The sequence below is a fragment of the Bradyrhizobium sp. 604_D8_N2_3 genome (assembly GCF_051810765.1).
GTDB classification, from domain to species: domain Bacteria; phylum Pseudomonadota; class Alphaproteobacteria; order Rhizobiales; family Xanthobacteraceae; genus Bradyrhizobium; species Bradyrhizobium barranii.
In genome coordinates this window covers 2,506,430-2,518,952 of record NZ_JBPWPM010000001.1, presented here as the reverse complement: position 1 = coordinate 2,518,952, position 12,523 = coordinate 2,506,430, and the positions used below count along the sequence as shown (strand labels likewise).

The 12,523-nt window shown below is 64.9% G+C and carries 12 protein-coding genes; 9 read left to right on the top strand and 3 right to left on the bottom strand.

The genetic code is table 11. The features are described 5' to 3' along the window. Nucleotides 1–9 precede the first annotated feature (9 nt). The 9 genes from AB7245_RS11830 to AB7245_RS11790 are packed head-to-tail and all read left to right on the top strand — an operon-like array spanning nt 10 to nt 8,730. Nucleotides 10–2,196: a xanthine dehydrogenase family protein molybdopterin-binding subunit gene (locus AB7245_RS11830; RefSeq protein ID WP_085404491.1), complete on the top strand. Its 2,187-nt coding sequence runs from the start codon at nt 10–12 to the stop codon at nt 2,194–2,196. A gap of 46 nt (nt 2,197–2,242) precedes the next feature. Further along, nucleotides 2,243–3,526 (top strand): NAD(P)/FAD-dependent oxidoreductase, encoded by a 1,284-nt coding sequence (locus AB7245_RS11825; protein WP_193560891.1) that lies wholly within the window; start codon nt 2,243–2,245, stop codon nt 3,524–3,526. Further along, nucleotides 3,519–3,971, top strand: coding sequence for a sulfur oxidation c-type cytochrome SoxX (gene soxX / locus AB7245_RS11820; RefSeq protein ID WP_085404492.1), 453 nt, complete (start codon nt 3,519–3,521; stop codon nt 3,969–3,971). Before AB7245_RS11825 ends, soxX begins: the two co-directional genes overlap by 8 nt. Nucleotides 3,972–3,975: 4 nt before the next feature. Further along, nucleotides 3,976–4,443, top strand: a complete 468-nt coding sequence (locus tag AB7245_RS11815) for a SoxY-related AACIE arm protein (RefSeq protein WP_085404493.1) — start codon at nt 3,976–3,978, stop codon at nt 4,441–4,443. After that, the gene (soxZ, locus tag AB7245_RS11810; protein ID WP_014497100.1) at nt 4,443–4,760 is read left to right on the top strand and encodes a thiosulfate oxidation carrier complex protein SoxZ; all 318 of its coding nucleotides are present in this window, start codon (nt 4,443–4,445) and stop codon (nt 4,758–4,760) included. Before AB7245_RS11815 ends, soxZ begins: the two co-directional genes overlap by 1 nt. Further along, on the top strand, nt 4,757–5,536 hold the full coding sequence (gene soxA, locus AB7245_RS11805) for a sulfur oxidation c-type cytochrome SoxA (protein ID WP_085404494.1): 780 nt from the start codon (nt 4,757–4,759) through the stop codon (nt 5,534–5,536). Before soxZ ends, soxA begins: the two co-directional genes overlap by 4 nt. Before the next feature lie 58 nt (nt 5,537–5,594). Then, the gene (locus tag AB7245_RS11800; protein WP_071915996.1) at nt 5,595–6,944 is read left to right on the top strand and encodes an ABC transporter substrate-binding protein; all 1,350 of its coding nucleotides are present in this window, start codon (nt 5,595–5,597) and stop codon (nt 6,942–6,944) included. Then, on the top strand, nt 6,941–7,879 hold the full coding sequence (locus tag AB7245_RS11795; RefSeq protein WP_085404495.1) for a carbohydrate ABC transporter permease: 939 nt from the start codon (nt 6,941–6,943) through the stop codon (nt 7,877–7,879). Before AB7245_RS11800 ends, AB7245_RS11795 begins: the two co-directional genes overlap by 4 nt. After that, complete coding sequence (locus AB7245_RS11790) at nt 7,876–8,730, top strand: carbohydrate ABC transporter permease (RefSeq protein ID WP_094184434.1); 855 nt, start codon at nt 7,876–7,878, stop codon at nt 8,728–8,730. Before AB7245_RS11795 ends, AB7245_RS11790 begins: the two co-directional genes overlap by 4 nt. Before the next feature lie 58 nt (nt 8,731–8,788). On the opposite strand, the gene AB7245_RS11785 is transcribed toward AB7245_RS11790, so the two are convergent. The 3 genes from AB7245_RS11785 to AB7245_RS11775 form a co-directional block, all read right to left on the bottom strand. Next, nucleotides 8,789–10,456 (bottom strand): regulator, encoded by a 1,668-nt coding sequence (locus tag AB7245_RS11785; protein WP_085404496.1) that lies wholly within the window; start codon nt 10,454–10,456, stop codon nt 8,789–8,791. Nucleotides 10,457–10,460: 4 nt separating this feature from the next. Further along, nucleotides 10,461–11,165 (bottom strand): cysteine hydrolase family protein, encoded by a 705-nt coding sequence (locus AB7245_RS11780; RefSeq protein ID WP_085404497.1) that lies wholly within the window; start codon nt 11,163–11,165, stop codon nt 10,461–10,463. 329 nt (nt 11,166–11,494) lie between these two features. Continuing rightward, nucleotides 11,495–12,448, bottom strand: coding sequence for a hypothetical protein (locus AB7245_RS11775; RefSeq protein WP_085404560.1), 954 nt, complete (start codon nt 12,446–12,448; stop codon nt 11,495–11,497). Nucleotides 12,449–12,523: the final 75 nt, after the last annotated feature.

Below are 12,523 nucleotides of genomic sequence, written 5' to 3'. Positions count from 1 at the left end.
AGCCGCCCCATGAACAAGCATGTTTCTCCCAAGATGAACCGTCGCGCCTTCGTCATCGGCACCGCCGCTGTCGGCGCCGGCCTCGCCATCGGGCTCGATCTCCCCTTCGGTGGCCCCGCCGCGGTCCGCGCGGCCGACGGCTCGCCGGAAGTCAACGCCTGGGTCGTGGTCAGGCCCGACGACACCGTCGTGATCCGCATCGCCCGCTCCGAGATGGGCCAGGGCTCGCTCACCGGCCTCGCCCAGCTGGTCGCCGAGGAACTCGAATGCGACTGGTCGAAGGTCACGACCGAATACCCGACTCCCGGCCAGAGCGTCGCCCGCAAGCGCGTCTGGGGTGATTTCTCGACCGGCGGCAGCCGCGGCATCCGCAGCTCGCAAGACTATGTCCGCAAGGGCGGCGCCACCGCGCGCGTGATGCTGATCGAGGCCGCCGCGAATGAGTGGAAGGTGCCGGCCTCCGAATGCACCGTCGCCAAGGGGGTCATCACCCACAAGGCGTCGGGCAAGACGACAACTTACGGCAAGGTCGCCGAAGCCGCCGCCAAGCTGACGCCGCCGGCCGACGTGAAGCTCAAGGATCCCAAGGACTGGACCATCGCAGGCAAGGGCCTGTTGCGGCTCGATACCGCCGACAAGACCACCGGCACGATGATCTACGGCATCGACGTCAAGCTGCCGGGCATGCTGAACGCCGCGATCAAGGACTGCCCGGTGTTTGGCGGCAAGCTGAAGAGCTATGACGAAGCCAAGATCACCGGCATGAAAGGCGTCAAGAAGGTCGTCAAGGTCGGCGACACCGCGGTTGCGGTCGTTGCCGACACCTGGTGGCACGCCAAGACCGCGCTGGAAGCGCTGCCGATCGTCTGGGACGAGGGCGAGAATGCCAAGGTCTCGAGCGAGTCGATCGCGAAGTGGCTGGCCGAGGGCCTCGACGATTCGCAGCCGGCCTATGTCGGCAACAAGAACGGCGACGTCAAAGCCGCGATTGCCGGCGCAGCGAAGAAGGTCGAAGCGGTCTACAACTACCCTTACCAGAACCACGCCACGATGGAGCCGATGAACGCCACCGCGCTCTACACGGCCGACAAATGCGAGGTCTGGTGCGGCACGCAGAACGGCGAGGCCGTCTTCGCGGCGGTGCTGGAGGCCTCCGGCCTGCCGGCTGAGAAGTGCGACATGTACAAGGTGATGCCCGGCGGCGGCTTCGGCCGGCGCGGCCAGACCGACTACGTCCGCCAGGCGGTCATGATCGCCAAGCAGATGCCGGGCACGCCGATCAAGCTGTTGTGGTCGCGCGAAGAAGACATGGCGCACGGCAGGTATCACCCGATCACCCAGTGCAAGATGACCGGCGCGTTCGACGCCAACAACAATCTGGTCGCGCTGCACTACCGCCTGTCCGGGCAGTCAATCCTGTTCTCGCTGCGCCCCGAAGCGCTGCAGAACGGTATGGATCCGGCCGCATTCCAGGGCGTCGCCCAGTCCGGCGAAGCCGCGTTCGGCTATTCGGTGCCGAACCTCCTGATCGAGCATGCGATGCGCAACCCGCACGTTCCGCCCGGCTTCTGGCGCGGCGTGAACGTCAATCACAACGCGATCTACATGGAATGCTTCATGGACGAGCTGGCCCAGGCCGCAGGCCAGGACCCGCTCGAATTCCGCCGCAAGCTGATGGGCAATCATCCCAAGCATCTGGCGGTGCTCAATGCCGTGGCCGAGAAGATCGGCTGGGACAAGCCGGCACCGCAGGGCGTCTATCGCGGCATTGCGCAGGTCATGGGCTATGGCAGCTATGTCGCCGGCGCCGCCGAAATCTCGGTGACCGACGGCAACAAGATCAAGGTGCATCGCATCGTCGCCTCCACCGATCCCGGCTACGTCGTCAATCCGGCGCAGGTGGAGCGGCAGATCGCCGGCTCCTTCGTCTATGGCCTGTCCGCGTTGTTCTACGGCGGCTGCACCGTCAAGGACGGCAAGATCGAGCAAACCAACTTCGACACCTACAACTCGATGCGCATCAACGAGATGCCGAAGGTGGAATCGGTGATGGTGCCGAGCGGCGGGTTCTGGGGCGGCGTCGGCGAGCCAACCATCGGCGTCGCGGCGCCGGCGGTGCTCAACGCCTATTTCGCGGCGACGGGCAAGCGCATCCGCTCGGTGCCGCTGCGCGACCAGAACATCACCTTCGCCTGAGAAACGCCGCGGCGGCTGCAACGGCCGCCGCGGCATTTTTGCCTGGATGATCCTGATGACCACGCGCCCGGTGACACGGCGGAATGCCGTGCTCGGCATCACCGCGGCCGCCGCAACGCTGGCGCGGCCATCGGTCCTGCGTGCGCAATCGGCAGCACGTATCGTCGTGGTCGGCGGCGGCTTTGGCGGCGCGGCCTGCGCCCGCGCGCTGAAACGCGCGCAGGAAAACCTGCAAATCATCCTGATCGAACCGAACGCGGTCTTCACCTCCTGCCCCTTCAGCAACGAGGTGATTGCGGGCCTGCGTGAGATCGACGCGCAGCAATTCGACTATGACAAGCTCGCCGCCGAGGGCATCACCGTGATCGGCGAGGCCGTGACCACAATCGAGCCGCAGCGGCGCAGCGTCGTGACGACCGACGGCGTCGCGCTGCCCTATGACCGTCTCGTGCTCTCCCCTGGCATCGACTTCCATTTCGAGGCCCTGCCCGGCTATGACGAAGCGGCATCCGAAAAAATGCCGCACGCCTGGAAGGCCGGGGCGCAGACTCTGCTGCTGCGCAGGCAGCTGGAGGCAATGGCGGACGGCGGCACGGTCGCCATCGCGATCCCGGCCAATCCCTCGCGCTGCCCGCCGGCGCCCTACGAACGCGCCAGCCTGATCGCGCATTACCTGAAGACGAAGAAGCCGCGCTCGAAGGTGCTGGTCCTCGATGCCAAGGACAATTTTTCGCAGCAGCGGCTGTTCGAGAAGGCGTGGAAGGAGCTCTATGGCGACATGATCGAGCGCATCGCGCTGTCGCAGGGCGGTCGCGTCACCTCGGTCGATCCTTCGACAAGGACCATCATCACCGAGTTCGGCAACTACACGCCTGATGTCGCCAACGTCATCCCGCCGCAACGCGCCGGCCGCATCGCCGAGATCGCGGGCGCGGCGGATGCGACCGGCTGGTGCCCGATCGATCCCGTGACCTTCGAGTCGAAGCTCGTCCCGAACATCCACGTCATCGGCGATGCCTGCCTCGGCGGCGGCATTCCCAAATCGGCCTCGGCCGCGAGCGCACAGGGCAAGGCCTGCGCCGCCGCCATCGTCAACCTGTTCGTGGGCCGCGCGCCGGAGACGCCGCGGCTGACCGGCGTCTGCTATACAACCGCCGCGCCCGGCTACGGCTTCTCGCTCGCCGGCAACTACCAGCCCAGGGGTGACATCTTTGCCGAGGTCGAAGGCGGCGCGACCAGCCCGGTCGATGCACCACGCGAGCTCCGCGCCCGCGAGGCGGCTGAAGCCGAGCGCTGGTTTCAAACCATCACGGCAGACACCTTTGGCTAGAGCATTCCTTCATATCGCGGCGCTGATCGCCGCCGGCCTTGCCCTGGCTTGCGGCGCAAGAGCCGACGAGCTCGTGCGCTACAAAATCATCGGTGACACCATCCCCGAGCCGCTCACGGGCGCGCCGGCCGATCCCGCGCGCGGACGCGCGCTGGTGGTGGTGCGTTCCACGACCTGCATCCTCTGCCATTCCGGTCCGTTCCCGGAGGCGCGGTTCCAGGGTGACCTCGCACCCGATCTCACCGGCACCGGGAACTGGTGGTCGGCTGGCCAGTTGCGGCTGCGGCTGGTCGATGCATCGCGCTACAACCCGCAGACCATCATGCCGTCCTATTATCGCAACGACGGGCTGGTCCGGGTCGGGCGCAATTTTGCCGGCAAGCCGATATTATCCGCCGCGGAGATCGAAGACATCGTGGCCTTTCTTGTAACGCTTCGGAACTAGCTTCATGCCAACCACGCGACGACAATTCCTGAGTATTGCAGGCGGCGCGACGGTCGCCGGGACGATCCCGATCGTCACGTTGCGACCGCTGGAAGCGACGCCGGCGATGCTCAGCACCGCGATCCGCAACGTCGTCGGCGAAGCCCAGATTCACACCGGCAAAGTCAAGCTCGACATTCCGCCGCTGGTCGAGAACGGCAACACCGTGCCGGTGACGGTGAGCGTCGCAAGCCCGATGACGGCGACCGATTACGTCAAGAGCATCCACGTCTTCAACGAGAAGAACCCGCAGCCGAACATCGGTAATTTCTATCTCAACCCCTCCTCCGGCCGCGCCCAGGTCTCGACCCGCATGCGGCTGGCCGACACCCAGAAGGTGGTGGCAATCGCACGCATGTCCGATGACACGTTCTGGCAGGTCGCCGCCGACATCGTCGTGACGCTGGCCGCCTGTACCGAGGAGATGAACTGATGGCCGCGCTCATCAACGTTCCGGCAAAGGCCAAACGCGGCGATGTCATCGAGATCCGCACGCTGACCTCGCACATCATGGAGACCGGCTTCCGCCACACCGCGGACGGCGCGCTGGTGCCGCGCGACATCATCACGAGTTTTACGTGCCGCTACAATGGCACCGAAGTTTTCCGCGCCGACCTGTTTCCGGCGATCGCGGCCAACCCATACCTCTCCTTCTTCACGGTCGCGAAGGAGAGCGGCAAGTTCGAATTCGAATGGATCGGCGACAACGGCTATTCGTCGACCGCATCGGCCTCGATCACGGTCGAATGATCTTTTGGCGCGCGATAGCGGCGGCAACATTGTTGGCCGCGGCCCCTGCCCTGCTCGCCGGCGAAATTCCGCCGGACGCGCGCCGCTCCGGCTATTCGTTCATGGGGCCGGACACGCGCGCGATGCAGGATGACGACACGTCCAATCCGGGCATGCTTTTCGTGCTCGACGGCGAGGCGCTCTGGGCGAAGAAGGCCGGCAGCGCCGACAAGGCCTGTGCGGACTGCCATGGCGATGCAACGACCAGCATGAAGGGTATCGCGGCGCGCTATCCGGCCTTCGACAAGGCGCTGGCGCGCCCCGTCACCCTCGACCAGCGCATCAACCTCTGCCGTGCCAATCATCAGCAGGCGCCGGCGCTGCCCTACGAGAGCCGCGACCTCCTGGCGCTGTCCGCCTTCGTCGCACACCAGTCCCGTGGCGTCGCGATCACGGCTGGCGATGATCCGGAACTGAAGCCTTTCGTGGCGCAGGGCCGCGACCTCTTCATGCGGCGCGAGGGCCAGCTCAACCTCGCCTGCACCAATTGCCACGACGACAATTTCGACAAGCGTCTTGCGGGCGCGCCGATCACGCAAGGGCAGCCGACCGGCTATCCGCTCTACCGCCTGGAGTGGCAGACGCTGGGGTCGATCGAGCGAAGGTTGCGCAGTTGCATGACCGGCGTACGCGCCCAGGCCTATGATTACGGCGCGCCCGAGCTGGTCGCGCTTGAACTCTACCTGATGTCGCGGGCGCGCGGCCTGCCGATGGAGACGCCTGCCGTGCGTCCCTGAGTCCCCAGATTAGGACTAGGCAGGCGTGGCACGGCCGTTAGTATCCCTCCCAAAGAAAATGAATCAGAGGGAGGGATTTGACGTGGCCAACCATAACATCTCGCGCCGCACGCTGTTGACGGGGACCGCCGCGGCTGGCGCGCTCAGCCTGACCGGACTACCGGCACGCGCCGAGGTCAACTGGAAGAAATACGCCGGGACCAAGCTGGAGGTGATCCTCGCCAAGGGTCCGCGCGGCGACAACCTGCAAAAAAACATCAAGGAGTTCACCGAGCTCACCGGCATCCAGGTGGAATCCGAACAGATCCCGGAGCAGCAGCAGCGCCAGAAAGTGGTGATCGAGCTGACCTCGGGCCGGCCGAGCTTCGACGTCGTCCATCTCAGCTATCACGTCCAGAAGCGGCAGTTCGAAAAGGGGGGCTGGCTCGCCGACCTGACGCCCTTCATGAAGGATCCGACGCTGACGGCACCCGATCTCGTCGAGAGCGATTTCTCGGCCGCCGGCCTGCAATACGCCAAGAACGACAAGGGCCAGATGCTGTCGCTGCCCTGGTCGGTCGATTACTTCATCCTCTACTACAACAAGGAGCTGTTCCAGAAGAAGGGCGTCGCCGTCCCCAAGACCCTCGACGAGATGGTCGCGGCCGCCGAAAAACTGACCGACACCAAGGAAGGCACCTACGGTTTTGTCGGACGGGGCCTGCGCAACGCCAACATGACGTTGTGGACCAACTTCTTCCTCAACTATGGCGGCGAATTCCTCGACGCCAAGGGCAACATCCTGACCGACGGTCCAGAGGCTGTAGCCGCGACCAAGCTCTACCAGACGCTCCTCACGAAGGTCGCCCCGCCAGGCGTCGCCGGCTTCAACTGGATGGAGTCGATGGCCTCGTTCACGCAAGGACGTTCGGCGATGTGGATCGACGGCGTCGGCTGGGCGCCGCCACTGGAGGACCCCGCCGCCTCGCGCGTCGTCGGCAAGGTCGGCTACACCGTCGTGCCGGCCGGACCGAAGGGGCAATATTCGGCCACCTATGGCGACGGCATCGGCATTGCCGCGGCGAGCAAGAACAAGGAAGCCGCCTATCTGCTCTGCCAGTGGGCGGTCTCGAAGCAGCAGGGCGCGCGGCTGTTGCAGGCCGGCGGCGGCGTCCCGTTCCGCAACTCGATCCTCGGCGATCCCGAGGTCCAGAACGGCGTGAAGATGCCCAAGGAGTGGCTGCAGTCGGTGATCGATTCCGCCAAGATCAGCAAGCTCGGCCTTCCCGTCGTGATCCCGGTCGCCGAATTCCGCGATCTCGTCGGCGCGGCCCTCACCTCGACACTATCGGGCGCCGATCCCGCGACCGAGTTGAAGAAGGCTCACGATCAGTACCGGCCGATCCTGGAGCGCAGCGAAAAAGCGTGAGTGCGTTGACACAATCGACTCCGGCCGCGGCACGGTCCGATGCCGCGCCGGAGAAGGAATTGCGGCCGCCGTCCTACTGGCCGTTCGTGGTGCCGGCGCTGGTCGTCGTGCTCGCGATCATCATCTTCCCGTGGGTCTTCACGATCTGGATGAGCCTGAACGAGTGGAAGGTCGGCTCACCGACCACCTTCGTCGGGTTCTCCAACTATCTGCGGCTGACGAGCGATCCCCGCTTCATCGAGGCGGTGGGCCACACCATGGTCTACACTTTGCTGTCGGTGCTGCTGCCGCTGATCCTCGGCACGTTCGCGGCCGTCGTGTTTCACCAGAAATTCGCCGGCCGCGGCTTTCTGCGCGGTATCTTCATCATGCCGATGATGGCGACCCCCGTCGCGATCGCGCTGGTCTGGACCATGATGTTCCACCCGCAGCTCGGCGTGCTGAACTACCTCTTGTCGCTGGTCGGGATACCTGCGCAGCTCTGGGTCTTCCACCCCGCGACCGTCATTCCCTCGCTCGTGCTGGTCGAGACCTGGCAATGGACGCCGCTGGTCATGCTGATCGTGCTCGGCGGCCTCGCCGCCATCCCGACCGAGCCTTATGAAAGCGCGCAGATCGACGGCGCCAGCTTCTGGCAGGTGTTCCGCTTCATCACCCTGCCGTTGATCATGCCGTTCCTGTTCATCGCCGGCATGATCCGCATGATCGACGCCGTGAAGAGTTTCGACATCATCTTCGCGATCACGCAGGGAGGACCGGGCTCGGCGTCGGAGACGATCAACATCTATCTCTACAGCGTCGCCTTCACCTATTACGACCTCGGCTACGGCTCGGCGATCGCGGTGGTGTTCTTCCTCCTCATCGTCGCCCTCGCGGCCGTGATGCTCTATGCCCGCCAGCGCATGCTGTGGACCGAAATTGCGAGCGGCGCATGAGCCCAAGTCAAGTCAACCCAAGTCGAATCAACCTACGTCAGGTCATTGGCAGGATCGGTCTGTGGCTGTCGGTGTTCGTCATCGTGTCGCCGGCGATCCTGTTCTTCCTCTGGATGGCGTCGCTATCGCTCAAGTTCGAGGTCGACAATGCCGCCTACCCGCCGGTGTTCTTCCCCGATCGCATCGCCTGGAAGAACTATGCCGACGTGCTCGCTTCCAACCGCTTCCTGACCTATTTCGTCAACAGCCTGATCGTCACCGGCGGCGCGACCACGCTGGCCCTGCTCGTCGGCGTTCCCGCCGGCTACGGCATCGCGCGCATGGCCGCGCACAAATCCGCGATCGTGATCCTGATCGCGCGCATCACGCCCGGCCTGTCCTATTTGATCCCGCTGTTCCTGCTGTTCCAGTGGCTCGGATTGCTCGGCACGCTGGTGCCGCAGATCATCATCCATCTCGTCGTGACGGTGCCGATCGTGATCTGGATCATGATCGGCTATTTCGAGACCACGCCGCTGGAGCTGGAGGAAGCCGCGCTGATCGACGGCGCCACGCGGTGGCAGGTCTTTCGGCACGTCGCCCTGCCGATCGCCAAGCCCGGGATCGCGGTCGCCTTCATCCTCGCCGTGATCTTCTCCTGGAACAATTTTGTGTTCGGCATCGTGCTGGCCGGACGCGAGACGCGCACCCTGCCCGTCGCCGTCTACAACATGATCTCGTTCGACCAGTTGAGCTGGGGCCCGCTCGCCGCCGCCGCGCTGATCGTCACCCTCCCGGTGCTGCTGCTCACAGTGTTCGCCCAGCGGCAGATCGTGGCCGGGCTGACCGCGGGCGCGGTCAAGGGCGGGTAGCAAATGAAGCAGCCGGGCGACACGACATCGCCCGGCTGCGTTTCATGTTTTCCGATGCCTACTCCGCCGGCGCGGCGTGCATCTCCGGATGGGTGGCATAATGCTCGGTGGCGCCGAGCCTGCTGGCCGCGAACAGTCCCGCCGCCATCACCGCGTAGGCGAACGCCACCGCGGGCGTGACGCCGAAGCCGCCGCCGATACCGACGGCTTCGCCATGCATGAAGCCGAAGTAGGTGAGCACGGCACCGACCAGCGCGAAGGCCGAGGCCTTCTCGAAGTCGCGCTCGATGATGAAGACACCGATCGCACCGAGGATGAGGCCGCCGAGGATGGAACCGCCGCCCATCACCTCCAAGCCGTGATAGAACACGCCCTGCTGCGGCAGCGCGGCAATCGCCGCGGCCTTGACCGCGTCGGCCTTGTCGGCGGCGAGACCGCCGACAGAGGTCGCCGCCATCATGGTCGAGCCGAGCATCGTGTCGATCTGGAGCTTGGCCCAGGCGGCAAGATGCGGCGTCAGCGCCAGCACGATCGCGGGCGCGTGCTTGACCGGCGTGGTCTGGAACGCCTGCGCACCGATCAGCATGCCGATATAGAGCAGGATCGGCGAGATCGCGACGACGGGCACGAGTGCCAGCAGCACCGAGATGATGCCGAACCAGGCCAGCACCACCACCATGATGCCGGTCGCAGCCGAATAGCCGATGCGGCCGCCCATCGCCTTCCAGCCGGGATGACCGATATAGACGGCGTTGATGAAGGGGTTGCCCATCAGGCAGCCGATCAGGCTGACGACGCCGTCGGCGGTGAGCACCCGCGTGGTCGGATATTCGTCGCCCGCCGCTTCCGCGCTCTCGACATTGTCCATGGCCTCGACGAGGTCGTAGATGCCGAAGGGAATGGCGGTAACCAGGATGATGCCGAGGAATTCGAAGCCCGAGAAGACGTAGCCCACCGCCGGGATCGGCACCGAGAAGCCGAAGTTCGCGAAAGCGTCGCCGACTCCCTTGACGCTCAGCCCACCGAGACCGAGGCCGAACAGGTTTGAGCCCCAGGCGATGACCATGCCGACCGCGATCGCGACGAGGCCCGCGGGAATGCCGCGCCAGTATTTCACGCCGCCGAACCAGCTCACCAGGATGATGGCGAAGCAGACGAGACCAATCTGCGGCGTCATGTACATCTCTAACGCCGGACGCATCGAGATGAAGGTGACGGAGACGCCGGCGAGCGTGCCGAGCAACGCCGCGCGCGGCGTGATCTTGCGGATGAACGGCGCGATGAAGCCCCCGATCATCAGGATAAAGCTCTGGAAGAACACCCAGACGAGGCCAGCCGACCAGCCCTTGAGCGGATCACCGGTCTTGATCGTGATCGGCAGCATGATCACGAAGGTGACGATGAACATGTGCGGTACGCTGACGCCCGAGGGCAGTGCGCAGACATCGTTGCGGCCCGTCTTCTGCGCCAGCCGATAGGCGAGATACGCATAGTAGAAGGTGGAGAGGCACATCATCAGCCCGAGCGCGGGCAGGATGCGGCCGAACACGAGACTATCAGGCATCTTCAAAACGAAGCGCAGCAGGCCCGTGAGCACCAGCATGTTGACGAGGATGTTGGTGCCGAAGCCGAAGAACGCGTTCCAGTCGCCCGATGTCCATAGTGCCGGCTTGAACTCGGACTTGCTCAGATCAGATTTGCCGGCCGTCCCCGTCAATGTGCTCATGATGCTACCCCTGTGTGGTCGAAGTCTTCATTGCCTCCAAGACTGCGGCTGAGTCCGCGACCCAGCCGAAGATGCCGCCTTGGGCCTTGATCATCTTCAGGCCCATCTCGTGAAATTCGGGGAAGTAGGATGCGCAGCCGTCGGAGATGACGACGCAGCGATAGCCGCGGTCATTGGCCTCTCGCACGGTGGTGTTGACGCACACTTCCGTGGTGACGCCGCAGACGAGCAAGTTCTCAATGCCGTATTTCTCCAGCACGTCCGTGAGCTCGGTGGCGTAGAACGCACCCTTGCCGGGTTTGTCGATCACGACTTCGCTGTCGAGCGGATAAAGCTCGGGAATGATGTCGTGGCCGGCCTCGCCGCGAATGAGAATGCGCCCCATCGGGCCGGGATCGCCGATGCGCAAGGACGGGGCGCCGCGCTCGACTTTTGCGGGCGGCGCGTCGGACAGATCAGGCAGATGCCCCTCGCGCGTGTGGATCACCAGCATGCCGGTGTCACGTGCCGCCTTCAGCACCGCGCCGATCGGCTTTACCGCGCGCGCGAGCTGGCTGACATCGTTGCCCAACGTCTCGCCGAAGCCGCCCGGCTCCATGAAATCCCGCTGCATGTCGATGATGAGAAGCGCGGTGGCAGGCCAGTCGAGCCTGATCGGCTCGGGCTCGGCGCTGATGACGCCCAGTGTCGGCTTGGTCGAGCTCAACATGACTCAAGGCCCCCGCGAGAACTCTCTTTGCCAGGAGTTCTGCAAACGCCGTGCCATTGTGTACAATAGCGGTGGGGCACAGGCCGCGAGAGAATTTGCTGCGTACTCAGAAGGTTACGCCGGCGATCGGCGCCTGCTTATTCCCTGTGCGACGGCTTTGCGACGTGCAGTTGCTTAAAGGATGAGCGGGCGGCGACGGACTCGCTCGCCGTCATTCCGTGGCGACGCGACAGCGTCGAGCCCGGAATCCATCGGGCCGCAGTACGCGAGGAAAGTGGATTCCGGGTTCGCGCTGCGCGCGCCCCGGAATGACGGCGGAGGCCGTAGCGCTACCGCCCCGTGCCGTACAGCTGCCGATACTCCATCTCATACGGCGCATACGAATCCTTCAGCGTCGCCATGTTGAGCAGCATGGTGGCCACCACCGCGCCCGTCTTGCCGAACACGCGCGTTTTAATCCAGGCACTCTCGGTGCGGCGGCTGCCGGAGAGTGCGACAACCTCACGCTCGATTTCGTACTCTTCGTCGACGAAGAGCGGCCCCTTGATCAGCCTGATCTCCTGATCCGCGAACAGGCCGACCGCCGGCCCCTTGGCCGGCAGCGGGTCGTCCTTGGAGCGGTACTGGAACAACACGCTCAGCATCTCCATCGGGATGATCGCTCTGCCCCAAGGATTGTCGGCGCCGGAATAACACGGCGAGTTCTCGGTGATGACGGCGAGCTTTTGCCTGAGGGAGAACGGATAGAGGTCGCCCATGTTCTGGTCGAACGCCATCCGCACCGCCTGCCGTTTGCTCGTCTGCGCCACCTTCACATCGCGCAGGATCACGGGATCGGCGAGCGGCTTGAGCTCGGTGAGGCGCGCCTCGAGCGCGGTCGCCGCATGCGGTTCGCCGACCGAGGCCGTGCCCCGCAGCACCTCGGTGCCGTCGCGCTTGACCATCTGGATCTGGCACTGGCTCGTGCCGGGCAGCGGCTTCGATAGCATCGCCTGCACCTCCTCGCCTTCGAAGCAGGCGTTGCGGTAATGCGCGGACAGGCAACCGCTCTCGAACCAGGCCTGCCCCCACAGCCGCGCGCCGAGCGGGGCGAACTGGCTGAAATGCGTCGGGCCTTCGATGGTGCCGCCCTTGAAGCCGAGCTTCTGCGCGGTGGCATCGTCGTGGATCGAGGCGTGCGCGTCATAGACTTGCGCGTGCAGCATCTGGCGCGGCTGGCGCCACGGCCCGATCAGCGCCTCGGCCGTCTCTGTAATCTCGGTGTCGAATGCGTTTGCAGCCATGGTGTCCTCCACAGGCAGCCATGACTAGCAGGAGCGCCACGGATGCGGCTAGCCGTATTGACTTCGCCGGCCCAT

Coding starts and splice junctions, on each gene's coding strand:
- AB7245_RS11790 (WP_094184434.1), top strand. CDS start 7,876: ATGAGCCCAAGTCAAGTCAACCCAAGTCGAATCAACCTACGTCAGGTC.
- AB7245_RS11815 (WP_085404493.1), top strand. CDS start 3,976: ATGCCAACCACGCGACGACAATTCCTGAGTATTGCAGGCGGCGCGACG.
- AB7245_RS11830 (WP_085404491.1), top strand. CDS start 10: ATGAACAAGCATGTTTCTCCCAAGATGAACCGTCGCGCCTTCGTCATC.
- AB7245_RS11800 (WP_071915996.1), top strand. CDS start 5,595: ATGAATCAGAGGGAGGGATTTGACGTGGCCAACCATAACATCTCGCGC.
- AB7245_RS11780 (WP_085404497.1), bottom strand. CDS start 11,165: ATGTTGAGCTCGACCAAGCCGACACTGGGCGTCATCAGCGCCGAGCCC.
- AB7245_RS11775 (WP_085404560.1), bottom strand. CDS start 12,448: ATGGCTGCAAACGCATTCGACACCGAGATTACAGAGACGGCCGAGGCG.
- soxZ (WP_014497100.1), top strand. CDS start 4,443: ATGGCCGCGCTCATCAACGTTCCGGCAAAGGCCAAACGCGGCGATGTC.
- AB7245_RS11785 (WP_085404496.1), bottom strand. CDS start 10,456: ATGAGCACATTGACGGGGACGGCCGGCAAATCTGATCTGAGCAAGTCC.
- AB7245_RS11825 (WP_193560891.1), top strand. CDS start 2,243: ATGATCCTGATGACCACGCGCCCGGTGACACGGCGGAATGCCGTGCTC.
- soxA (WP_085404494.1), top strand. CDS start 4,757: ATGATCTTTTGGCGCGCGATAGCGGCGGCAACATTGTTGGCCGCGGCC.